This is a genomic window from Mesorhizobium sp. M1C.F.Ca.ET.210.01.1.1, from assembly GCF_004791585.1.
In the GTDB taxonomy this organism is placed as follows: Bacteria; Pseudomonadota; Alphaproteobacteria; order Rhizobiales; family Rhizobiaceae; genus Mesorhizobium.
Map to the genome: position 1 here is coordinate 74,421 of NZ_SRUU01000007.1, position 21,582 is coordinate 96,002.

At 63.9% G+C, this 21,582-nt stretch carries 22 protein-coding genes; 8 read left to right on the forward strand and 14 right to left on the reverse strand.

Going from position 1 to position 21,582, the window contains the following annotated elements:
- Positions 1-248: 248 nt before the first annotated feature.
- From EN853_RS10070 to EN853_RS10080, 3 genes are read right to left on the reverse strand one after another with little or no spacing between them, the layout of a single operon-like run.
- Positions 249-1,664, reverse strand: a complete 1,416-nt coding sequence (locus tag EN853_RS10070; RefSeq protein WP_127858427.1) for an ATP-binding protein — start codon at positions 1,662-1,664, stop codon at positions 249-251.
- A 50-nt stretch (positions 1,665-1,714) separates the two neighbouring features.
- Positions 1,715-2,434, reverse strand: coding sequence for a response regulator transcription factor (locus tag EN853_RS10075; protein ID WP_071095537.1), 720 nt, complete (start codon positions 2,432-2,434; stop codon positions 1,715-1,717).
- The gene (locus tag EN853_RS10080; RefSeq protein ID WP_128165513.1) at positions 2,421-2,954 is read right to left on the reverse strand and encodes a MarR family transcriptional regulator; all 534 of its coding nucleotides are present in this window, start codon (positions 2,952-2,954) and stop codon (positions 2,421-2,423) included. Before EN853_RS10080 ends, EN853_RS10075 begins: the two co-directional genes overlap by 14 nt.
- Positions 2,955-3,214: 260 nt before the next feature.
- On the opposite strand from EN853_RS10080, the gene EN853_RS10085 reads away from it, so the two are divergent.
- The 3 genes from EN853_RS10085 (at position 3,215) to EN853_RS10095 (ending at position 5,349) form a co-directional block, all read left to right on the forward strand.
- Positions 3,215-4,108: a branched-chain amino acid aminotransferase gene (locus tag EN853_RS10085; protein ID WP_127858428.1), complete on the forward strand. Its 894-nt coding sequence runs from the start codon at positions 3,215-3,217 to the stop codon at positions 4,106-4,108.
- 145 nt (positions 4,109-4,253) lie between these two features.
- On the forward strand, positions 4,254-4,562 hold the full coding sequence (locus EN853_RS10090) for a hypothetical protein (RefSeq protein ID WP_127858429.1): 309 nt from the start codon (positions 4,254-4,256) through the stop codon (positions 4,560-4,562).
- A gap of 145 nt (positions 4,563-4,707) precedes the next feature.
- Complete coding sequence (locus tag EN853_RS10095; RefSeq protein WP_127858430.1) at positions 4,708-5,349, forward strand: MBL fold metallo-hydrolase; 642 nt, start codon at positions 4,708-4,710, stop codon at positions 5,347-5,349.
- Between the two features lie 126 nt (positions 5,350-5,475).
- Here EN853_RS10095 and EN853_RS10100 read toward each other — a convergent pair whose 3' ends face one another.
- The 3 genes from EN853_RS10100 to EN853_RS10110 form a co-directional block, all read right to left on the reverse strand.
- A complete protein-coding gene (locus tag EN853_RS10100; protein WP_127858431.1) occupies positions 5,476-5,883 on the reverse strand; it encodes a BA14K family protein in 408 nt (135 codons plus the stop codon).
- Between the two features lie 193 nt (positions 5,884-6,076).
- The gene (locus EN853_RS10105) at positions 6,077-6,289 is read right to left on the reverse strand and encodes a cold-shock protein (protein ID WP_006202521.1); all 213 of its coding nucleotides are present in this window, start codon (positions 6,287-6,289) and stop codon (positions 6,077-6,079) included.
- A gap of 238 nt (positions 6,290-6,527) precedes the next feature.
- Positions 6,528-6,740, reverse strand: a complete 213-nt coding sequence (locus EN853_RS10110; protein WP_006202520.1) for a cold-shock protein — start codon at positions 6,738-6,740, stop codon at positions 6,528-6,530.
- Positions 6,741-7,207: 467 nt separating this feature from the next.
- Here EN853_RS10110 and EN853_RS10115 point away from each other — a divergent pair, with 467 nt between their 5' ends.
- Both EN853_RS10115 and EN853_RS10120 read left to right on the forward strand, forming a co-directional pair.
- Entirely contained in the window at positions 7,208-7,600 is a 393-nt protein-coding gene (locus EN853_RS10115; RefSeq protein ID WP_127858432.1) for a Kazal-type serine protease inhibitor domain-containing protein, read from the forward strand.
- 187 nt (positions 7,601-7,787) lie between these two features.
- Positions 7,788-9,422: a tetratricopeptide repeat-containing sulfotransferase family protein gene (locus EN853_RS10120; RefSeq protein ID WP_127858433.1), complete on the forward strand. Its 1,635-nt coding sequence runs from the start codon at positions 7,788-7,790 to the stop codon at positions 9,420-9,422.
- Between the two features lie 213 nt (positions 9,423-9,635).
- On the opposite strand, the gene EN853_RS10125 is transcribed toward EN853_RS10120, so the two are convergent.
- The 6 genes from EN853_RS10125 to EN853_RS10150 all read right to left on the reverse strand — a co-directional run bounded on the left by EN853_RS10125 (position 9,636) and on the right by EN853_RS10150 (position 17,290).
- Positions 9,636-9,989: a DUF1428 family protein gene (locus EN853_RS10125; protein WP_127858434.1), complete on the reverse strand. Its 354-nt coding sequence runs from the start codon at positions 9,987-9,989 to the stop codon at positions 9,636-9,638.
- Between the two features lie 79 nt (positions 9,990-10,068).
- On the reverse strand, positions 10,069-10,485 hold the full coding sequence (locus EN853_RS10130) for a glyoxalase/bleomycin resistance/extradiol dioxygenase family protein (protein WP_127858435.1): 417 nt from the start codon (positions 10,483-10,485) through the stop codon (positions 10,069-10,071).
- A 145-nt stretch (positions 10,486-10,630) separates the two neighbouring features.
- Positions 10,631-10,813: a hypothetical protein gene (locus EN853_RS10135; RefSeq protein ID WP_127858436.1), complete on the reverse strand. Its 183-nt coding sequence runs from the start codon at positions 10,811-10,813 to the stop codon at positions 10,631-10,633.
- A 135-nt stretch (positions 10,814-10,948) separates the two neighbouring features.
- Entirely contained in the window at positions 10,949-12,475 is a 1,527-nt protein-coding gene (locus EN853_RS10140) for an ABC-F family ATP-binding cassette domain-containing protein (protein ID WP_127858437.1), read from the reverse strand.
- Between the two features lie 314 nt (positions 12,476-12,789).
- The gene (uvrB, locus tag EN853_RS10145; RefSeq protein ID WP_127858438.1) at positions 12,790-15,921 is read right to left on the reverse strand and encodes an excinuclease ABC subunit UvrB; all 3,132 of its coding nucleotides are present in this window, start codon (positions 15,919-15,921) and stop codon (positions 12,790-12,792) included.
- Positions 15,922-16,030: 109 nt separating this feature from the next.
- On the reverse strand, positions 16,031-17,290 hold the full coding sequence (locus tag EN853_RS10150) for a hypothetical protein (RefSeq protein ID WP_127858439.1): 1,260 nt from the start codon (positions 17,288-17,290) through the stop codon (positions 16,031-16,033).
- A 134-nt stretch (positions 17,291-17,424) separates the two neighbouring features.
- Between EN853_RS10150 and EN853_RS10155 the strand changes: the two genes are divergently transcribed.
- Both EN853_RS10155 and EN853_RS10160 read left to right on the forward strand, forming a co-directional pair.
- A complete protein-coding gene (locus EN853_RS10155) occupies positions 17,425-18,468 on the forward strand; it encodes a CapA family protein (RefSeq protein WP_127858440.1) in 1,044 nt (347 codons plus the stop codon).
- Between the two features lie 81 nt (positions 18,469-18,549).
- On the forward strand, positions 18,550-19,521 hold the full coding sequence (locus EN853_RS10160) for a DUF3137 domain-containing protein (protein ID WP_127858441.1): 972 nt from the start codon (positions 18,550-18,552) through the stop codon (positions 19,519-19,521).
- 12 nt (positions 19,522-19,533) lie between these two features.
- On the opposite strand, the gene EN853_RS10165 is transcribed toward EN853_RS10160, so the two are convergent.
- Positions 19,534-20,028, reverse strand: coding sequence for a DUF2314 domain-containing protein (locus EN853_RS10165; RefSeq protein WP_127858442.1), 495 nt, complete (start codon positions 20,026-20,028; stop codon positions 19,534-19,536).
- 177 nt (positions 20,029-20,205) lie between these two features.
- On the opposite strand from EN853_RS10165, the gene EN853_RS10170 reads away from it, so the two are divergent.
- Positions 20,206-20,826 (forward strand): hypothetical protein, encoded by a 621-nt coding sequence (locus EN853_RS10170; protein WP_245516904.1) that lies wholly within the window; start codon positions 20,206-20,208, stop codon positions 20,824-20,826.
- Positions 20,827-20,842: 16 nt separating this feature from the next.
- Here the strand turns inward: EN853_RS10170 and EN853_RS10175 are convergent, their stop codons facing one another.
- Positions 20,843-21,364 (reverse strand): hypothetical protein, encoded by a 522-nt coding sequence (locus EN853_RS10175; RefSeq protein ID WP_127858444.1) that lies wholly within the window; start codon positions 21,362-21,364, stop codon positions 20,843-20,845.
- Positions 21,365-21,582 lie beyond the last annotated feature (218 nt).

The following is a 21,582-nucleotide window of genomic DNA, read 5'->3' on the forward strand; positions in this document are numbered from 1 at the left end:
GAGCACGCCAGCACAGTGGCGGGACGGCAGCCGGGCAGCGGCTCGCGCTTCGCTCCAGCGCACCCGGGCAGGTACGGGATCGAAGCGGGGCGGCAGGGCCGAATCGATGAAGGTCGCGCGCTTCATGCGCGCTCTTCAGCATGATTTCATGACGGGCGGATGAACCCGTAATTTGATTGGGTATCATCCTGTCCGCGGACCGGTACCCGTTTTTGCCGCGCCGACCCCGGTCCGGGATCACCCGCCGGCTAAGCGGGCACCTTGATCACGGCGCGCAGGCCGCCAAGCGGGCTATCCTCGAGGGTGATGTCGCCGCCATGGCTGCGGGCGATGTCGCGAGCGATCGACAGGCCGAGCCCGGTGCCGCTGGCATCGAGGTTGCGCGCCTCGTCGAGCCGCAGGAACGGCTTGAACACCTCTTCGCGCTTGTCGGGCGCGATGCCGGGGCCGTTGTCATCGATGGTGACGGTCAGCGAGCCGCGACTGTGATCGGCATGGACCTCGACCGCCTTGGCATAGCGGAAGGCATTGCCGATGACGTTGGACATCAGCCTGGCAAAGGCGTTCGGCCGCACATGCACGGTGGGATCACCGGTCAGCGTCGTCGACAGCTTGCATCTGCGCAGATGCGCTTCCTCGCCGAGCTTCTGGAAATAGGCATCGAGATCGAAGCGGCCGGTGTCTTCCGCAGCCTCGCCGCGGGCGAAAGAGAGATAGCCTTCCAGCATCGACTGCATGTCATCGATGTCCTGGTTGAGCGCGGCTTTGGTCTCGGACTTGCCCCCGGCCAGCGCCAGCTGCAGCTTGAAGCGGGTGAGGATGGTCCTGAGGTCATGGCTCACTCCGGTCAGCATGGCGGTGCGCTGTTCGATCTGGCGTTCGATGCGCTCGCGCATCTGGATGAAGGCGAAACCGGCGCGGCGCACTTCCTCCGCACCGCGCGGACGGAAATCGCGCGGCATCGGCCGCCCCTTGCCGAAGCTTTCCGCCGCCTCGGCCAGCGTCAGGATCGGCCTTATTTGGTTGCGCAGGAAGGGGATGGCGATCATCAGCAGCACCAGCGAGGTGCCGACCATCCAGATCAGGAAGATGTGGGTGTTCGAGGCATAGGCCTGGCTGCGGCGCACGAAGACGCGCAGCACCTTGCCTTCGAGCTGGACGCGGACCTCAACGACGTTGGAGTTGCCGACCGTGTCGATCCAGAAGGGGCGGTTGATCTGCCTGGTGATCTCCGACGAGAGCGCCGTGTCGAGGATCGAGAAGAACGGCTTCGGCCCAGGTGGCGGAAGCGGGTCGGGCGGCAGCAGATCCACTTTCAGCTGCATGCGGTCCTGGGCGATGCGGATGATGTTGGCGTAGTCGGCGTCGTGCGGATAGGTCTCCATCATGTCGATGATGGCAGCGATGTCGGCGATAGTGGCCTGCGACAGGCGCTGGGTTACCGTCTGCCAGTGACGCTCCATGAAGACGAAGGCGACGACCGATTGCAGCAGGATCATCGGCGCGATGACGATGATCAAGGAGCGGGCATAAAGCCGCTTCGGCATGTAGAGCGCGACCAGCCGCCAGAAGCGGTTCCAGGCGCGCGGCATCGCTTTCAGCGTCCGCATCGCGAGATCGCCGGGGCTGTCGCCCTTGGGCTTTTCCAGTTGCGTGGTCGCCATTCGCCCTTCCGCTCGTCGATGGCCGTTCAGCAAGGGCCGTCGGGAACAGTTTATTCCACGCTGAGCCGATACCCAATACCGCGCACCGTCTGCAGCCAGACAGGATTGGACGGATCGCGCTCGATCTTGCGGCGCAGCCGGTTGATCTGGACATCGATGGTGCGCTCGCCGACATCCGATTCGTCGCCGACGAGCTCGTGCCGGGGTATGGTCTCTCCCGCCCGCGCCGCGAAGATCGCCAGGATCTCCTGCTCGCGGTCGGTCAGCTTCAGCGCTTCGCCGCCACGCTTCAGCTCGCGCTTGGCGATCTGGAACGTGTAGGGGCCGAAGACCAGCTGCTCGACCTTCGGCGTCGCCGCCGGCCCGCCGCGGCGCAGGATGTTGTTGATGCGCAGGATCAGTTCGCGCGGATCGAAAGGCTTCGGCAGATAGTCGTCGGCGCCGGCTTCCAGCCCGGTGATACGGCTGTCGGTTTCCGACAGCGCGGTCAGCATCAGAATCGGCACGTTCTTCTCGGCCCGCAGCGCCTTGGTGAGGTCGACGCCGGTTTCACCAGGCATCATGACGTCGAGCACGAGCAGATCGAAGTCGAGCCCGGCGAGCTTGCGCCGGGCTTCACCGGAGTTGCCGGCGACAGTGACGCGAAAGCCGTTCTCCGACAAATATTGCTTCAGCAGATTGCGGATGCGGGTGTCGTCATCGACCACCAGCAGATGCGGCGCATCATCGTCGGGCGCTGCCGGATGATCAACCTTCTCAGTGGTCTCCATTTTTCTTCCCCGATGTTTGCGCAGGCATAATGTCGATCTGCGCTCGTAGTTCCGGATTGACCATCGCCTCGAGGAATCTTTCGATCGAGGCGCGTTCGGTGGTTCCGGAATCTTCCAATGCAGCACGGATGCGGCGCGACTGTGGCCGAGCCAGCGCCAGGGCCAAAGCGCGGCCCTTGGCGGTCGGGTAGAGCTCGCGCTGCCGGCGGTCTCGCGGGCCCTGCACCTGGACAATATGATCCGTGTCGATCAGCTGCTTCAGCACCCGCGCCAGGCTCTGCTTGGTGATCTTCAGCACGTCGAGCAGCTCGGCAACCGTCAAGCCGGGCCTGCGGTTGACGAAGTGCAGCACGCGGTGATGGGCGCGGCCGAAGCCGTAATCGGCGAGGATCTGGTCGGGATCGGAGGTGAAGTCGCGATAGGCGAAGAAAAACAACTCGATGATGGCAAAGTCGATGCCGTCCTCGTCGGTGATCGCCGTCCTGATCGGTTTTCCGGCAGCGGGGCTTCGATCCGTCATCATTTCTCCATGCCAAGCGGGAATTATGTCAGTACTATTGACGTAATTTCCCGGCAATGATAATTTTTGACAAGCTTTTCGGCGGATTGCGAACGAAAAGGCAAGCGGAAGCCGTTTTTCCGGAACTTCCTGAGTTTGCCATGGATTGAATATCCGCCTACCTTTCCAGGCACCGGCCGGCGTTTCGGACCCTCTGGCGGGGCCGACACGAAAGCCCATAAACACAACGATTTGCGGGCGTCCGCCCGCGGGAGGTTTCCATGGCATCCGTTCCCTTCGACCAACTGGACGGCTTCATCTGGATGAACGGCGAGTTCGTCAAATGGGCCGACGCCAAGGTCCACGTGCTGACCCACGGCCTGCACTACGCCAGTGCCGTCTTCGAGGGCGAGCGCGCCTATGGCGGCCAGATCTTCAAGCTGACCGAGCACAATGAGCGCCTGCATGACTCGGCGCGCCTGCTCGGTTTCAAGATACCGTATTCGGTCGCCGAGATCGACGAGGCCTGCCGCACGCTTCTGAAGAAGCAGGGCTTCCAGGACGCCTATGTGCGCCCGATCGCCTGGCGCGGCAGCGAGCAGATGGGCGTTTCGGCGCAGAACAACCGCATCAACTGCGCCATCGCCATCTGGCAATGGCCGAGCTATTTCGACCCGGCGCAGAAGTTGAAAGGCATCCGGCTCGACATCGCCGAATGGCGCCGGCCAGATCCACGCACCGCGCCGTCCAAGTCCAAGGCCGCCGGTCTCTACATGATCTGCACGCTGTCCAAGCATGCCGCCGAGGCCAAGGGCTACGCCGACGCCATGATGCTCGACTGGCGCGGCCAGGTGGCCGAGGCCACCGGCGCCAACATCTTCTTCGTCAAGGACGGCAAGATCCACACACCTACGCCTGACTGCTTCCTCGACGGCATCACCCGCCGCACCGTGATCGGCCTGGCCAAGGACCGCGGTTTGGAGGTGATCGAGCGCGCCATCATGCCGGAGGAACTCGAAGGCTTCGAGCAGTGCTTCCTCACCGGCACGGCCGCGGAAGTCACTCCGGTTTCGGAGATCGGCCCGTATCGATTCGAGGTCGGCGAGATCGCCAAGACGTTGATGAACGACTATTCTGCTGCAGTGCAACCAAAGCACGCGATCGCCGCAGAATAGCGATAGTCACAGCTTTTTTGAGCTGTTGGGGCGGTTTTCGGGCCGCCCCTTTTATTTGAGCGCATGTGCATTTGACTTTGGAACAATTCAGCGTCTCATGATGGCGCCGGCCCGAGGAGGCTGGCTCTATGGAGGGACTAGGTACATGGATACGAACACGCTCGTCGCTATCGTTGTACAAGTGATTGCGGGTGTTATCGGCGGTCAGGCAGTTGGCGCGGCGCTGAAGCAGGCAGCAATGGGCCAACTGACCAAAATCCTTGCAGGCGCGATCGGCGGCGTCGGCGGCGCGGCCATTCTTGGCAGCCTGCTTGGTGGCGGCACGGTCGATCCGGCAGCGGCCGCGGCGGCGGCTGGAAGTGCGTTCAACCTGCCGAACCTCGCTGGCGGTGTTGGCGGTGGTGCGATCCTCACCGGCATCATCGGCGCGGTCATGAACGCAATGAAGAAATAAGGCCGACATTTTTCGAGCTCGCTCATGGGCGGCTACGGCCGCCCATTTCATTTTGAGATCAATTCGTGTCGGCTGACGGGTGGACGCAGTCCGCAGTGCTCTCTAAATCAGAGCGACACTTGCGACAGTAGAGCAGTGGGAAGCCATGGGTCAGCTCAATGCCGGTATCGTGCCGGTCACACCCTTCCAGCAGAACTGCACCATCCTGTTCGACATGGACGACAGGAACGGCGTCGTCGTCGATCCCGGCGGCGATATCGACAAGATACTGGCGGTGCTCAAAGACAATGCGATCACGGTAGAGGCGATCTGGATCACCCACGGCCATATCGACCATGCCGGCGGCGCGATGGAGCTGAAGGATGCGCTGGGCGTCGACGTCATCGGCCCGCATGAGGCAGATCGGCCGCTGCTTGCCAACCTCGAGAACCAGGCCAGGCGTTTCGGGCTGACCGATCCCGTGCGCAATTGTGTGCCTGACCGGTTCCTCACCGAAGGCGAGACGGTTTCGTTCGGCGGGCATGTGTTCGAGGTGCTGCATTGCCCCGGGCACGCGCCGGGTCATGTCGTCTATTACAACCGCGCGGCCAAGTTCGCCCATGTCGGCGATGTGCTGTTCCGCGGCTCGATCGGCCGCACCGATCTGCCCGGCGGCGATCACGCTGCGCTGATCGCCTCGATAAAGGACAAGCTGCTGCCGCTCGGCGATGATATCGGCTTCATTTGCGGCCACGGTCCGGGCGGCCGCTTCGGCGAGGAGCGCCGCACCAATCCGTTCCTGGCCTGACCCTCACAGGCAAAAGAAAAGCGCCGCTCGGACGCGGCGCTTTTGACTGGGACAGGGAACCCAAGAATTTGTCTAGACGCAATTCCGAACGGACACTGCTTCACACTTCTCCTGGAATTGCTCCGGTTAGTTGGCGACGCAGAAGTGCTGCTCGCCGTCATTGCCGGTGAAGGTGCCGGTGCGCGAGTTGAAGGTGCGGTAGCGGTCCGAGCAGTATTCGTACCAGTCACGGGTCCACGGCTCGGCATAGCGGTCGGCATAGACGACGCGCGGCTGCACGTAATACCGGCGAACGGGCCGATCGACATAGTAGCCGTCTTCATAGGCCGGATCGTAATATCTCGGCCCGGGGTTGCTGAGCGCGCTGCCGATCAGGGCGCCTGCCGCAAGCCCGACAACGCCGGCGGCAAGGGCGTCGCCATTGTGGTGATGGCGATGCCAGCGCCAGTCGTCGGCATTGGCCGCCGAGAAGGTGGCCAAGGTGGTCGCAGCGATGCCCGCGGTCAGGATGGCGGTCTTGAGAATTCGGTTCATTTTCGGTCTCCTTCGCGCCGGCCCGCGTATTTTCAGGGGGATGCGGATCGGCTTTAGCAAAGGTTAATAGAAGACCGTGGCTGAACGGAGGCTGAACGGAATTGGGTAAACGATTTCGCGGCTCGAACACAATTCCGAGCTCTGCGGGAGCGTCCCGCCTGCTCAGCCCCCGTCGGATCTGTCTTGAGCCGGCTTAGCCGATAGACAGATTGACGGCCTTCGGACCCTTGCCGCGCTTGTCCGGCTCGGTGTCGAATGTCACTTTCTGCCCATCCTCAAGACCGGGAAGGCCCGACGCCTGCACGGCCGAAATATGGACGAAGACATCCTTCGCGCCATCGTCGGGCGTGATGAAGCCGAAGCCCTTGGCATGGTTGAAGAATTTGACGGTGCCGGTCTGCGGCATGGGAAACTCCTTTGATCCCATCATGTCAGTCTCGGGCCGGCAAACTGCCCGAGAGGAAATTTGTCCTTTATTTTAGCGCTATCGGCAAGAGAAAGTTTTCGCCTGCCAAGCGCGCCATTTGCCGGACAAAAAGAGGGCGCGACGGAACCGTCGCGCCCTCAAAACTCAAGCTTCTTGCGAAGCCAATTCATGGTCCTGCTACGCCATTCATCAGCTTAGAACAGGCAGCTTCGCCTGCTCAGGCAGCGCGCAGGTTGACCGCCTTCGGGCCTTTGCCCATGCGGTCCGGCTCGACGTCGAAGGTGACCTTCTGGCCGTCGACGAGCGTGCGCAGGCCGGAGGCCTCGATCGCGGAGATGTGGACGAACACGTCCTTGGCGCCGCCATCAGGCGTGATGAAGCCGAAGCCTTTGGTGGCGTTGAAGAACTTTACGGTGCCGGTCTGGGCCATGGGGAAACTCCTTCACCCGTATCAGTCTGGTGGGCCTGCCCGCTGCCTCGCGCCTCGGGTAAGTCCAGATGGTTGCTTCGGCAGTCATGCATTCGCGCATGGTCAAAGCCCCCGCCGAAAAACGGGGCCGTCAGAGATTCACACTATCGGGGAAAGGTCGTCCAAAACGTGCCGCTCTCCGGGTCGCAAATGCCCGAACACCAAATTTATTACACGGAAACGTGATAGTTGCAAGACGGCGCCGCGGGCGGCCCTCGGCGCGCCCAACGCAGCGCATCGATAGACCCGGCGCCTGGACCGGTCATCGGCCAGAGAAAAGCCAGGCATGGGCCAGCGCGAAGGCCAGCGCGAAGGTCGGCGGCGCCCGGTTCTTTCGACCGGGCAATTGACAAAACCGAGGGTTGCGTTTGATGCGGGAATGGCGAGGATTGTCGCCAATGCCAGGCTCGATGGCGAGGAGGGACCCGATGCGATTTCTCGCGGCAATCGTTTCGCGGCAGGGCCCGATCGCGCTGCTTCTGCCGGCATTGCTTGCGGCCTGCACCGTGGTGGTCGACGAAGGACCGCGTCCACGCCCGCCGAGGCCGCATCCGCAGTTCTGCACCATGCAATACGAACCGGTCTGCGCACGGCGCGGCGGCGACCGCCAGACCTTCGCCAATGCCTGCCTGGCGGAGCGGGCAGGCTATCGCATCGTGCGCGACCGTCCTTGCCGGGATGGCGCAGGTGGCGAGCAGACCTTCTGCACCCGCGAATACGCGCCGGTCTGCGCCAGGCGTCACGGCGAGGTTCGCACCTTCCCCAATGCATGCGAGGCCCGCGCGGCGGACTATCGCATCATCGGCGACGGGCCGTGCTAGGGAGGCCGGGTTTGCGGTCCGCTTTGCGGGCAATCCTTCGGTACGCCAAGCGCACCCTTGAATCTCCCGCCCGCTTGGCTTAGGTCCGGCGGAGGACAAACACGGCAGGTTTCCCATTAACAGAGATCAGAGAAGAGCGGCAAACGCGGGCGGCAAGCCAGGATCGGCGAGCCCGCTCGATCCCTATGTGCAGCGGGCGCTGCAGTTGCACCAGGCAGGGCGCCGCCAGGAAGCGGAGTCGCTTTACCGGCAGGTGCTGGGGCAGCAGCCGAACCATGCCGCCGCGCTGCATTTCCTTGGGCTTCTGCTGCATCAGACCGGCCGCAGCGAGGAAGGGCTCGACCTCATCGAGCAGTCGGTGACGCTGCAGCCCAGGAACGCCGATTTCCTCAACAATATGGGCACGGTCATGCGCGACCTCGGTCGCATCGCCGCCGCCGTCGATTTCTTCCGCGGCGCGGTAGATATTCGCCCGGAGCAGCTTGCCGCTCGCGACAATCTCGGCTCGTCGCTGAAGCAACTCGGCCAGTTCGAGGGCGCCGAGGAGGTCTACCGCGGCACGATCGGCCGCAATCCGTTCCATGTCCGCGCCCGCATCGGTCTGGCCGAAACGCTCCAGGAGGCCGGGCGGCTGGACGAGGCGATTGCGCTCTTCCGCGAGTCGCTGTCGATCCGGCCCAAGGACGCGGAGCTGCTCTATGGGCTCGGCGTCGCCATGATGGAGAAGGGCGACCTTACCGAAGCCGCCGATCTTGCCCGCCAGGCGGTGGCGATCGCTCCCGCCATGGCGAAAGCCTGGCTTTTGCTGACGCAGGTCAAGCGTCAGACCGATCGCGACGCCGAGCTTGCCGGCATGGTGGCCGAGCATGCCAAGGCGCCGCAGGACAGTCTTGCGCGCATGCAGCTTTCCTTCGGCCTCGGCAAGGCCAATGACGATCTGAAGGACTATGGCCGCGCCTTCGACTATTTCGCCGAGGGCAATGCGATCCGCCGCAAGGGCATCGACTATGACCCGGTGAAGACGCGCGACGAGTTCGAGGCGATGAAGGCCGTCTTCGACAAGGCCTTCTTCGAAAAGCACCAGCCGAGCGACATTTCCGACGACACGCCGATCTTCGTCGTCGGCATGCCGCGTTCGGGCACGACGCTGGTCGAGCAGATCATCGCCAGCCATCCCCAGGTCTATGGCGCCGGCGAGCTCAGCATCCTGAAGACGGCGGTCGGCAAGCAGTTTCCGATGAGCATGCCGGGCGGCTTTCCCTGGGGGATCGCCGACGTGCCGGACAAAGCCTTCGCCGAGGCGGGGCAGGCCTATCTCGACATGCTGCATACCCGCTATCCGGGCTTCCGCCATGTCACCGACAAGATGCCGGGCAACTTCCTGCTGGTCGGCTTCCTGCACATGATGCTGCCGAAGGCCAAGATCGTGCATTGCGCGCGCGACGCCGCGGCCACGTGCCTGTCGATCTTCAAGGTACATTTCCGCGGCGACAGCCACCGCTACGGCTACGATCTCGGCGAACTTGCCGATTTCCATAACCTTTATACCGACATCATGGCGCATTGGCACAAGGTGCTGCCCGGCGTCGTGCACGATGTGCGCTATGAGGACTTCGTCGCCGACCAGGAAGGGCAGACGCGGGCGCTGATGGCGCATCTCGGCCTGCCCTGGGACGACAAGGTGCTGTCCTTCCACGAGACCGACCGGCCGGTGCGCACGGCCTCAGCCGCGCAAGTGCGCCAGCCGATGTATCAGGGCTCGGTCGATCTGTGGAAGCGGTATGGCGACAGGCTGAAGCCGCTGCTCGACCGGCTGGCTTAGCACACCGTCCGCCGATTTGCCGAAGCGCCCAAACTTCGTCATCCATGGGCGGAGCGGGAGCAAAGCGGACGCGCAGAAGCAGGTAACGGCATGGATCCTATGGTCTGCGCCGCGTCGCTTCGCTCCTTGCTCCGCCATAGGATGACGACCTAACGAGCGCCTCGGCCAATCGCAAAGGGTTGCGATCTGCCAACCCTGGCTTGCGTCAGCTCCTCAAAGCTCGATAAATGGCTGGAAGCCGCCGAAGATCATGCGCTTGCCGTCGAACGGCATTTTCGACCAGTCCATCTTGAGACGTTCGTCGGCCATCACTTTCGCCATGACGGCGTCGCGGCTCTGCCTGGATTCATAGACGACCCAGGCGAAGATGACGACCTCGTCGTCCTTTGCCTGCACGGCGCGCGGGAACGAGGTCAGTTCGCCATAGGGCACATCGTCGCCGATGCACTCGACATAGGCGAGCGCGCCGTGCTCCATCCAGACGGCGCCGGCATTTGCAGCCATCTTCTTGTACGCATCGAGATTTGCCTTCGGCACGGCGAGCACGAAGCCATCGACATAGGACATGGTGAACTCCTTTTTGCTGAAAAACGAGCCCGGGTCGGCGCGTCGACCCTGCAGTTGGCGACGCCTGCTCGCTAGGAAGCTATTTCACCGGCGCGTTCATCGCCCAGGCGACGCCGAAGGGATCCTTCACCTGGCCCCAGCGGTCACCCCAGAACATCACCTGCAACGGCGTGACGATCTCGCAGCCGGCGTCCACAGCGCGCTTCCACCAGGCATCGATATCGTCGCTGCCGAGATGGAGCTGCAGCACGTAACCCTGCGCCGCCTGATGCGGATGGCCGTGCTCGGGATAGGCGTCGCCCAACATCAGCGTCGAACCGTTGACGTAGAGATGGATATGCATGGTGCGGCCCTTGTCATCCGGCGGATAGGCAAAGACTTCCTCGGCCCCGAAAGCCTTCTTGTAGAACTCGGCAGCCTTGATGGCGCCGTCGACCTGCAGATAGGGGGTCAGTCCGCCAAGGACTTTGGCGCGGGGTGGGGTCTGGCCGGTCATTTGCTGTTCCTCTTCTCGGGTTGATTTTGGCGTTGCGATCAAAAGACGGACGAGGCGGCCGCAATCCTACACGGATCGCAGAATTTTTTAGACAGCCGAGCAACCGGCGAAGCGGGTCACCGTCGCACCGGTCGATCGGCCATCCTCAAATGATCTTGCTCGAGAAGATGGCCGTGCGACGGCTGTTCGGCGTGTCGAGAATTTCCGGAAAGCCGATGTCCTTACGCAGTTCGGCCGGCAGCGAAAGCAGGATACGTTCGCTGCGGTAGCGGGCGCGCGTCGCTGCGTATTGAGTGGCGATGCGGCCGATGGATGACAGTATCGACATGATGAACTCTCCCTGGTGACGCCGGCACCATCGTGTCGGCGTACCAAGGACGGGGCGGGAATTCGCAATCCGACAGATCGCCCAAATTTTTTCGCGGCCGAAAGCCAGCCCATAAAGAGCCGGCTTATCGCGATCTCAACGCTCCGTCCCGGTGACCGAACGGAAGAACTCTTCCGGGCTGTCGACTTCGATCAATCGCCGTTTCTCGATCAGCCAGAAGCGATTGCCGATCGCGCGGATAAAGGAACGATCATGCGAGGCCAGCAGGCAACTCGCCTGATGCTTGAGCAGCTCCTCCTCCAGCGCTTCCTGGCCATCGATGTCGAGATGGTTGGTCGGCTCGTCGAGGAGATAGAAGTTGGGATTGGTGAGCCTGAGCGCCAGCATCATCAGCCTCGACCTCTGCCCGCCCGACAATGCGCTGATCTTTTTCTCCTGCATCTCGATGGCAACGCCCGCGCCAGCGAGCAGCGTGCGGGCACGCTGCTCGCCGACCTCGAAGCGGCGTGAGACCATCGCCAGCGGCGTGTCTCCGCCGCCGAGGCCCGACAGCGCCTGGTCGCTGTAGGCGAGCACGGTCGACGGCGTCACCTTGATATTCTGCGCGGTCCCGGGTTGGGCGATGGCGCTGCGGATCATCGCAATGAAGCGCGACTTGCCGACGCCGTTGCGGCCGAGCAGCACGATACGGTCGCCCTGGCAGATGTGGCGCTTGCCGGTCCTGAACAGCAGCGTGCCGTCGGGCGTTTCCACCACCGCGTCGTCCAGCGTGACCAGCACCTTGGCGTGGGTGCCGCGGTTCGCCAGCCGGATGGCGCCGGCCGAGCGCTCGCGATGCGCCTGCACCGCCGCGTCTTCCAGTTTCTCGGCCCGCTCCTTGAGCTGCTTCGTCTTCACCGTGAGCAGATCGCTGCCCGAGTTGATGCCGATGTTGTTGAGCTTGGCGGCCTGCCGGCGCAATTGCTGGGCCACCTTCATGTCGCGCTCGAACCTGCGCGCCGTCGAGGCATCGGCCTCCTCGAGCGCCTCTCTGGCCCTCGAATAGGGCAGGGCAAACACCGGCGATTCTTCAGGGCGCAGGAACAGCGTGCGGTTGGTGGTGGCGTCGAGGAAAGCGCGGTCGTGACTGGCGATGATCACCGGCACTTCGCGCGGCAGCGCGTTGAGCCAGGTTTCCAGCAGGCTGATCCTGGCAAGGTCGAGATGGTTGGTCGGCTCGTCGAGCAGAAGCACGTCCGGATCGGTGACCCAGACGCTGGCGATCAGCGCCAGCCGCTGCCAGCCGCCGCTCAGAGCCCGCATCGGCCGTCCGCGCATGTCCTCGGGAACGTCGAGCGAATCCAGCACCACGTCGACACGCCAGAACTCGCTGTCGGCCTGCTCCGGCGACAGGGCATCGGCGACGACCTGATGGAAGCTGCGGTCGAGCAGCGCATCCGGCACAGACTGCTCGACATGGCCGACGCGCAGGCCGCGCGAGCGGGTGATGTCGCCGGTGGAGGCGTCGAGCTCGCCGGCCAGGCATTTGAGAAGCGTGGATTTGCCACGGCCGTTGGCGGCGGCGATGCCCAGCCGGTCGCCAGCGGCGATGGTGAGGTCGAGGTTGGAGAAGAGCGGCGCACTCATAGTGACGCCGAGGGATTTCAGGCTGATCAGGGCCATGTCGATTTCTCTGGTCTTACCGGAGTCCGGCTGATGCACTTTGACGGTGCGCCGGCAGCCATCAGGCCAATCAGCGGCACCACGAAGGGCAGACCAAAAATCGAAGCGGGAAAAACCCGGACCGTCCTGGTCAGCCCTGCAAGCAAGCTCGCAGGGCACAGACAGGGCCGCGCTGACGGTGGTGATCGATAGACACGCAGCCCTCCTTTCCAGACGTTCGAGTATGCGAAGCGATTACACCAAAGGCGAGGGTGAGGGCAAGCGGACCGCACGTCCCTTCTCCCCCAGGGTCCCAGGGGGAGAAGGGACGGACGCTATCTTCCCGGCCGCCCGGTCTTGCCCGGCCGTCGCTTCTGGCGACGCTCGTCGGCCGGGTCTTCGTAGGAGCCGATGCCGGAGCGCTGACGAACGATTGGTTTATCGTCGCGCTCCGCGCCCCCCTCTGCCCTGCCGTGCATCTCCCCCTCAACGGGAGAGATTGGCTGTGGCTTCGCCGGTCTCACACCCTCGACCGGTTTTTCGGTGCGGCGCACCGTCATCTCGTCCAGCGTATTCTTCCTGAATAGCGGCTTGGTACGGTCGCCGGGAATGCCGAAATCGGAGCCGTGCGCTTCCTGCGCCGACTGTTTCTTGAACAGCGAGCGTGAGACGGCGCCGGCCGGGGTCGTCATATCGGTGCCAGGCCCCATGTCGTCGATCGACGGCTTGGCGAACAGCGGCTTCTTCACCGGCACGGCGCCGTCGGCGCCCATCTCGTCGAGATGCGGCTTGCGGAACATGTTGGGCCGGGCGGCTTTGGCCGCTTCCTCGGCGGCGCGCGCTTCGTCGAGCCTGCGGAAACGTTCCTGCTCCTCGGCCGTGCGATGTCTGGCCACGCCCTTGTTGTGCTTGCCCTTTTCGCGGCCTGATGCGGGACTTTGGCTTTCGACCTCACGCGCCAGCGGGTCGTCGGAGATGGCAAGCTCCATCTCGCGCAGCCGCTTGATCTCGTCGCGGATGCGCGCAGCCTTCTCGAAGTCCAGATTGGCGGCGGCATCGCGCATCTGCTTGTCGAGCGCCTCGAGATGGGTCTTCAGGTTGTTGCCGATCATGGCGCCGGCGTCGTCGGTGAACTGCGAGATGTCGGCGCGCACGTGGTCCTTCTCGTAGACCGAGTCGAGAATGTCGGCGATGCGTGACTTGACCGATTCCGGCGTGATGCCGTTGGCGGCGTTCCACTCCATCTGCTTCTCGCGGCGGCGGTTGGTCTCCGCCATCGCCCGCTCCATCGAGCCGGTGATCTGGTCGGCGTAGAGGATGACCTTGCCGTCGACGTTGCGGGCGGCGCGGCCGATGGTCTGGATCAGCGAGGTTTCCGAGCGCAGGAAACCTTCCTTGTCGGCGTCGAGGATGGCGACGAAACCGCATTCGGGGATGTCGAGGCCCTCGCGCAAAAGGTTGATGCCGACCAGCACGTCGAAGGCGCCGAGGCGCAGGTCGCGCAGGATCTCGATGCGCTCCAGCGTGTCGATGTCGGAATGCATGTAGCGGACGCGGATGCCGTTCTCATGCAGATACTCGGTCAGGTCCTCGGCCATGCGCTTGGTCAGCACCGTGACCAGCGTGCGATAGCCGAGCCTCGTCGTCTCGCGGATCTCGCCGACGACATCGTCGACCTGGCTCTTCGCCGGACGCACCTCGACCGGCGGATCGATCAGGCCGGTCGGGCGGATGACCTGTTCGGCGAAGACGCCGCCGGACTGCTCCAGTTCCCAGCCGCCGGGCGTCGCCGAAACTGCGACCGACAGCGGCCGCATGGCGTCCCATTCCTCGAAGCGCAGCGGCCGGTTGTCCATGCAGGAGGGCAGGCGGAAGCCGTATTCAGCCAGCGTCGCCTTGCGGCGGAAGTCGCCGCGATACATGCCGCCGATCTGCGGCACGGTGACGTGGCTCTCGTCGATGAAGATCAGCGCATTGTCGGGCACATATTCGAACAAAGTCGGCGGCGGCTCGCCCGGCTGGCGGCCGGTCAGATAGCGCGAATAGTTCTCGATGCCGGCGCAGGAGCCGGTCGCCTCCAGCATCTCCAGGTCGAACCGCGTGCGCTGCTCCAGCCGCTGCGCCTCCAGCAGACGGCCAGCCTTTTCAAGCTCTTGCAGGCGATGTTGCAATTCTTCCTTGATCGACTTGATAGCCTGATTCAAGGTCGGGCGCGGCGTCACATAGTGCGAATTGGCGTAGATCTTGACGCTATTCAACTCGCCGGTCTTCTGGCCGGTGAGCGGGTCGAACTCGGTGATCGCCTCGATCTCGTCGCCGAACATCGAGATGCGCCAGGCGCGGTCCTCGAGGTGGGCGGGGAAGATCTCGATCGTGTCGCCGCGCACGCGGAAAGAACCGCGCACGAAGTTGATGTCCTGGCGCTTGTACTGCTGGGCGACGAGGTCGGCGAGCAAGGCGCGTTGATCGAGCCGGTCGCCGACCTGCATCTGGAAGGTCATCGCCGTGTAGGTCTCGACCGAGCCGATACCGTAGATGCAGGACACCGAAGCGACGATGATGACGTCGTCGCGCTCCAGCAGCGAGCGCGTCGCCGAGTGGCGCATGCGGTCGATCTGCTCGTTGATCGAGGATTCCTTCTCGATATAGGTATCGGTGCGCGGGACGTACGCCTCGGGCTGGTAGTAGTCATAGTAGGAGACGAAATACTCGACAGCGTTGTCCGGAAAGAATTTCTTGAACTCGGCGTAGAGCTGCGCGGCCAGCGTCTTATTGGGCGCCAGGATCAGGGCAGGGCGCTGCGTCTCCTCGATCACCTTGGCCATGGTGAAGGTCTTGCCCGAGCCGGTGACGCCGAGCAGCACCTGGGTGCGGTCGCTCTGGTCGACGCCTTCGACGAGATCCTTGATTGCCGTCGGCTGGTCGCCGGCAGGCTCGAAATCCGACACCATCTTGATGGCAATGCCGCCCTCGGACTTTTCCGGCCTGGCAGGGCGGTGCGGCGTCCAGAGCTGGCCGTCCTTGTGAAGCGGGTTGCCGGATTCGATCAGCGCCGACAGCGCCGCGACCGTGGCGGTGACGCCGCTCGAGGAAACCGACTCGGCGTCCTCGAGGCTGATGTCGAGACCGGCTACCGGGTTGAGGCCGGCTGCCGCGCGTTCCTTCGCCGACGCCGCGCCGCCCATCGAGGTACCGCGCGCCGTGCGCCCGGGCGCGGAAGAGCGCTCAGGGATCTTCTTCGGTGCTTTTGTCTTCGGCTGCTTTTCGGCCTCGCGCTCGATCTGGCCGGCCCAATCGGAGATCGAGCCGGTCAGCGGCGCGCCGGAGAACTCGCTCTGTGGCGCCTCGGCAAAGCCGCCGGGCTTCAGCGGCTCGGCCGCGTCGAGGAATTCGGTCAGCGGGCTGCGCCGTTTCGGCGCGCCCTCTTGCGCCGGCGAGGGCGTTTTCTTGTCTGTGCGTTTGGCCATGGCCCGAATATGGGAGGACTCGGCCGAAATGGAAAGAGCGGAGTGAAAGGGCAAGTGTCGCCGGCCGACGCTGCTGACAGAGGGCTGTCAGGAGCGGCGGCGGAGTTCCTCAGTTGAACCACAGCGCGAAGGTCAGGAAGCCGGCGCCGCCGAACTCGCGCTGGATCTGGTCGAAGTCCTCGCTGGTCAGGATCTTGCCGCTTTCGAGATAGGGCGCGATCGCCGGCCCGGTGATCGACAGCACGAGGTCGAAGGGTTTCGGCTCGTCGAAGAAGCGCTTCATATTGATGCCTTTGCCGGCGATGCGGAAATGCGGCAGCAGCACGCGGCCTTCGAGAAGGTCTTCGGCCATGGTCAGGGCGGTGAGCCAGGCCTGCACTTGCTCCTCGCCGACCTCAAGGCCGGTGAGCGGGTTGACGCCCTTCTGCTGCGGTCCCGGCAGCCATTCGCGGTCGTTGTCGGTCTCGGCGCGGATCGCTTTCCAGTCCTCACGCGAAAGCCTGATCATCTCCAGCAGGTGACGTCGCGCGGCTTGCCGGCGCTCCGGCTCGACCACCGGCCAGTTGACGAGATGCACCAGCGAGATGAAGTCGGCAAAGCGCCATTCCGAGGCGAAGATGCTGCCGCTCATGCCGCCATCCGGCGGCACCAGCGCGTCCTGCAGCGGCAGCTTCGCGCGCGGAAACAGCATGTGGAAGGAACCGTCGAACATGGCCTTGAAATCATGCGCCAGCCAGAAATCGGCCTGGGCCATCAGGAACTCGGCATAGCCCTGCAGCCAGTATCCGTCGGCGCGGTCGAAGCGGAAGGCAAGCGACGGTGCGGCATCGCTCGCGTCGACGCCGCCGCGTGAGAGCGAGGCCATGATCGCGGCGATGCTTTCGTCAGGCGCGATGTTGCCGTCCTCGTTGAGATCGATGCCGGTGCGGGTAAGGTCGACCGCCATGCCTATGTCGGCGCCGGCCGGCACGGAAGCTAGCGTGGCGGCGGATTTCTCCAGCCGGTCGCGGAAGGCGACCAGGATGGCGCGGAATTCCTCATAGGTCAGCGGCTCGGGGTTGGGATTGCCCGGCACGGGCAGTCGCATCAGCGGCAGCATGAAGGATTGCGGGCTTTCGAAACCGTGGCGATGCAGGCCGCTGGCGAGGATCTCCAGGGCGGTGAAAAATTCGCCGGCGCCGGCGGCGTAGGCCGACGCCGGATCGTTGGGCGCGGCTGCCTCAAGCGCCGACAGAGCGGTGTTCCGCTCGGAAACGGTTTTCGCCTCGAACAGGGTGTTTGCGGCGGCCGGCATTTCCGCGGCGGCGACCGGGAAGCTCGGAAGGCAAAGAAACAAGGCTGCAGCCATGAGGCCGGCTATGCGCGTCATCGTCATCCTCCACCGACAGTGCGGCAAGCATACACCGGTTTGGCCCGCGGCGTCCGCTGGGCGCGCGGATTTGCGCGCCGGCTTCTACCGGCCCGACGAACGGTCTACACACGGAACAAACAAATGGGCATCGCGTGTCGAACTATCCGCTTTCCTACAAACTGTTGTGGCTGCCGCGCTTCCTGAAGCCATCGCTTGGCGGTGACGGGAAAGGTTTCGCGGCACCGGCGGCGACGCTGATGGAGCCGCCACCCGCGCAAAGGGTGCGGCTTGCCTTCATCGGCGACACTTCGGCGGTCGCCAATCGCGCGGCGCCCGAATGCGATCCGACGATCGCGACGCTGCTCGGCTCCGCCGATCTCGTGATCGGCAATTGCGAAAGCCCGATCGTCGAGCGGCCGAGCGCGGTGGCGGGCACGCGGTTCGGCACGCATCATGCGATGACCGAGCGCTTTCTCGCCGACGCACTGACAGCCGTCGGGGTTGCCCGCGAGAAGCTGGTGCTATCGCTTGCCAACAACCATGTGCTCGACCAGGGGGTTGCCGGATTCGAGGAGACGGTCGCTGCGCTGAAGCGGCTCGGCATTCGCACTATCGGCACCAGTGCCGGCGGGTCTGTCCAGCGCCATGCAGCCGGGCCACTGACGATCGGCTTCGCCGCCTTCACGCTCTGGCGCAATGCCGACGAAGCCGAATTTCGGGCGCGGGTTTCCATGGACCCGCCGGATACGCAACGCGAAGCCGTTCCCGGTACCGACCTGCTTTGCGCCGTGCCGCATTGGGATTGGGAGTTCCGGCATTTTCCGAGGCCGGCGACGCGGGCGCTGGCGCGGCGACTGGCGAGCCATGGCGTCGGGCTGATCACCGGCCATCATGCCCATGTCGTGCAGCCTGTCGAGCGGATCGGCGGCACGCTCATCGCCTACGGTCTCGGCGATTTCCTCGGCACGGCCTTTGCCAGGCAGCCATGGCCCGGCCGGATCGGCTCGATCCTCATCGTCGATGTGAGCGCCGACGCCGCCACGCGCGGCACGATTGCCGGCTACCGGCTGCATTTCTTCATGCGCCTCGCCAAAGGCGGCCATGAGCGGCTGGTACCGGTGGAGTCGCTGGACGGGGCGATCGGCCAGCGAGTTGTGACTCGCCTGGACGCGATTTTTCCGGACCAAGAGGGCTGACTTCCGATCATCGCGAGCGCTGGCGACTTTCGGGCAAAAGCCGCTATCATATGCGGCATCTGCCGGTGTCCGGGGGTGGCCATGGAAGCAGCGGATTTCATGCCGAGCGAAGCCGATATCGCCGGCATCAGGCACAATATCGAAGCCTATGAGGCGAGGCGGGCTTCGGCTCAGAAACAGGTCCGCTGGCGCGTGCCGCTGTTTGTCGGCCTGGTTATCGTCTTTGTCGGCCTCATCGCCTGGCTGTTCAACAGCGCCGCCGACCCCAACGAGCAGTGGTTGTCGACGCCGCATGTCTTTCTCTACCTTGGCGGCTTCATCGTTGCGGTGTTGCTCTATTTCCAGGCGCTGAGACCGGCGACCCGCCTGCAGCAATCCTTTCGCGACACGTTGCTGCCGATCATCTTCGGCTTTGTGCGCGATGTGCGCTACCAGCACGGCGTGCGGCCGAATTCCTTCGACAGGATGCCGCGCGAGACGGTCGGCGCGTTCAATCGGCAGAGCTTCGACGACATCATTTCGGGACGCTACGAGGATTTTCCGTTCGAGCTTTACGAGGCGAAGCTGTGGGAAGGCTCCGGCAAGACCGAGACGACCGCTTTCAAGGGCGTCATCGTCGCCTTCGAAACCATCGAGCCATTCCCGGGCACCTTGGTCGCGGCGCGCAAGGCCGGCAAGGTGGTGCATTTCTTCCGCGGCATGTTCGCCAATACGATGCAGGAGCTTTCAAGCGGTGTCGCCGAACTCGACGCCACCTATGAATTCCGCACCGACAATGTCGATGCGGCGCGGCCGCTGGTCACGGGACGATTGGCGCGGGCGCTGACCTGGCTCGGCGAGACATGGCCTTACGACCAGGCCCGGGTGGCACTCAGCGGCAGCGACGGTTTTCTGTTGATGCCGCGGTCGAAGAACTTCTTCGAGCTGCCGGATATCTCCGTGCCGGTCGACTACAACACCCATGTCGCGCCTATGATCGCCGATCTCGGCGCGATGCTGGCGACGGCGGCGCTGGTGCGCAAGATCGGGGCGAGGGACGAAGCGGCCGAATAGCGGGCTTCGGCGTCAGCAATCGAAGCCGTATTGGGTGCGCATGTAGTCCGCTTCTTCCTTCGACATCTTCTTGAACATCACGCAGACGGTGAAGCTGCCGACCTGATGGCCGTCCCTGGTGTATCCCCAGTCGGAAATATCGTCCTTGGTGAATTCGATGCTCTGGCCGAAGACGACGTTGCCGACGAGTTCCGGCTCATTCGCCAATATGCCTACAAAGCCGTCGGTGGTCCGTTTGAAGGGGATGACCCAGAAATGCTCCGTCACATTTCCGTCCACGACCATGACCTTCAACTTGAACTTGTCGGTTCCCGGCGGCGGCGCTTCTGACAGAGCCAGGAAGTCGTCCAGGCTCGATCGTGCCTTTGCGATCGCCGCCGTCATATCGGGATCGTCCGGCGCCACCATCACCGTCTCGTCGTCGCTTTGACCGGTGTCCTGCGCTCGCACATGCAGAGGCGCGAGCGAAAGCAGCAGGCATAGTGCGATGCGAACCTTTAAGGTCATGAAGCCCCCCAACTTCAGATAGGCGATGATCTTCCCGCATCAGGCCGGAATTATCAACCTAAGCGCGAGCGACGCGATGGTTCCCTGCCGTGACTTTGGCCGGAACTGTTTTCCTCGACCTTCTGCCGTGCCATCAAGGCGTTCGGTGGAACCGCGTGGAGAGGACAGGACATGCGAATGAGACTTGCGGCCGCGGCGTTCGCGATGATGATCCTTGGCGCGGGGTCGGCCCGCGCCGAGGACCTGAAGGCTTTCAAGCTGACGATTGATGGCGTGGCGATCGAGATCGATCCCGGCGAGGACGCGAACGTGACCTTGCCCGGCGGCAAGACGGCGAAGGTGAGGCTCGACCGCAACGACTTCGCCACCTTCTCCGGCGGCACTTTCTCCTTTGTCCATCCAAGCAGCATTTCCGTCACCAAGACGGATCTCGGCGACAGCATCACCCAATACCTGGCGGCCTCGGCGCTGGGCACCATCGTCGTGGTGCAGGAATACGGCAAGATGAACCCGGTTTCGCTCGACCAGCTGATGCTGCAGGAGATGACGAAGGAATCGGTTCAAGCGGGCGGGACGCTGACGCAGGAGCCGACGAGCCGCGAGCTTCCCGACGGCAAGCAACTGACAGGCATCAAGGCAACCGTAAAGACGCGCACCGACAAGGCCGACTTCGAGATCGTCGGCTTCGGCCTCGCCGATCAGGGGCTGCTGTTCATCACACGCATCGGCGATCAGGACGCCGCAACCGAGCAGCCGATGATCGACAAGTTCTGGGAGACCCTGAAGGTCAAGCTGTAACGCGCCTTAGCCTGGGTTACAGCCCGCTCGGCACCAGTCCCGCCAGCCAGTTGGCCGACCGCTTCGCCATGTCCACGGTCGCGTCGGCCGCGCGGCCGAGATCCGTCTTGACCATCGCATAACCGGCCTTGGTGCGGTAGAGCACGGCGCTGCCGCCATCGACCGCTGCCTCGAAAGCCACTGGCCGCGCGGCTTCCGTCTCGCTGGCCGTCACCGTTCCGCCAACCGGGACGCTCGGGCGATGGCTGAGCTCGGGCGGCAATGGAGCGATGGTTTCGACGACGCGGTTCGCCGGCTTAAGCTCCGGCCCGGACGCTTTCGCGGCGAGCTCCGAGGACGATGCCGAACCCTTGGTGCGGCAAATGCCGGACACCAGCGGATAGTTGAAGTTGCGCTGATGCAGCATCTGGCTCTTCATCGCCGCTTCGCAGTCGGCGATCGTCGCCCATTTGGCGGGCGTCTCGCCGATATATTCGCAGAGCTTGGCGTCGCAGTCGCAGCCGACGATGGTCATGGCGACAAGGGCGGTCTTGATCACGGTCTTGTCCCTTCGAAGTCGTTCCCTGGCCCGATCAATCGCCGGGGAACAAGGCGGGATTTGGCCGCGATTGTGAATTGTGCATGACGGCGCGTTACGGAAGGTTGCTTGGCTTGCGACTGTGACGGGAAAACATCAGTGGGACCGCGTTAGCGTGCAACCGGCTGGGGAGGCGGACCCTAAAAGACAGTCGGCGCTGGGATCTCTCCCAGCGCCTC

Coding starts and splice junctions, on each gene's coding strand:
- EN853_RS10165 (WP_127858442.1), bottom strand. CDS start 20,028: ATGACCTTAAAGGTTCGCATCGCACTATGCCTGCTGCTTTCGCTCGCG.
- EN853_RS10125 (WP_127858434.1), bottom strand. CDS start 9,989: ATGTCCTATGTCGATGGCTTCGTGCTCGCCGTGCCGAAGGCAAATCTC.
- EN853_RS10160 (WP_127858441.1), top strand. CDS start 18,550: ATGGAAGCAGCGGATTTCATGCCGAGCGAAGCCGATATCGCCGGCATC.
- EN853_RS10080 (WP_128165513.1), bottom strand. CDS start 2,954: ATGACGGATCGAAGCCCCGCTGCCGGAAAACCGATCAGGACGGCGATC.
- EN853_RS10095 (WP_127858430.1), top strand. CDS start 4,708: ATGGGTCAGCTCAATGCCGGTATCGTGCCGGTCACACCCTTCCAGCAG.
- EN853_RS10105 (WP_006202521.1), bottom strand. CDS start 6,289: ATGCCGCAGACCGGCACCGTCAAATTCTTCAACCATGCCAAGGGCTTC.
- EN853_RS10075 (WP_071095537.1), bottom strand. CDS start 2,434: ATGGAGACCACTGAGAAGGTTGATCATCCGGCAGCGCCCGACGATGAT.
- EN853_RS10135 (WP_127858436.1), bottom strand. CDS start 10,813: ATGTCGATACTGTCATCCATCGGCCGCATCGCCACTCAATACGCAGCG.
- EN853_RS10070 (WP_127858427.1), bottom strand. CDS start 1,664: ATGGCGACCACGCAACTGGAAAAGCCCAAGGGCGACAGCCCCGGCGAT.
- uvrB (WP_127858438.1), bottom strand. CDS start 15,921: ATGGCCAAACGCACAGACAAGAAAACGCCCTCGCCGGCGCAAGAGGGC.
- EN853_RS10085 (WP_127858428.1), top strand. CDS start 3,215: ATGGCATCCGTTCCCTTCGACCAACTGGACGGCTTCATCTGGATGAAC.
- EN853_RS10110 (WP_006202520.1), bottom strand. CDS start 6,740: ATGGCCCAGACCGGCACCGTAAAGTTCTTCAACGCCACCAAAGGCTTC.
- EN853_RS10140 (WP_127858437.1), bottom strand. CDS start 12,475: ATGGCCCTGATCAGCCTGAAATCCCTCGGCGTCACTATGAGTGCGCCG.
- EN853_RS10130 (WP_127858435.1), bottom strand. CDS start 10,485: ATGACCGGCCAGACCCCACCCCGCGCCAAAGTCCTTGGCGGACTGACC.
- EN853_RS10115 (WP_127858432.1), top strand. CDS start 7,208: ATGCGATTTCTCGCGGCAATCGTTTCGCGGCAGGGCCCGATCGCGCTG.
- EN853_RS10150 (WP_127858439.1), bottom strand. CDS start 17,290: ATGACGCGCATAGCCGGCCTCATGGCTGCAGCCTTGTTTCTTTGCCTT.
- EN853_RS10100 (WP_127858431.1), bottom strand. CDS start 5,883: ATGAACCGAATTCTCAAGACCGCCATCCTGACCGCGGGCATCGCTGCG.
- EN853_RS10090 (WP_127858429.1), top strand. CDS start 4,254: ATGGATACGAACACGCTCGTCGCTATCGTTGTACAAGTGATTGCGGGT.
- EN853_RS10170 (WP_245516904.1), top strand. CDS start 20,206: ATGAGACTTGCGGCCGCGGCGTTCGCGATGATGATCCTTGGCGCGGGG.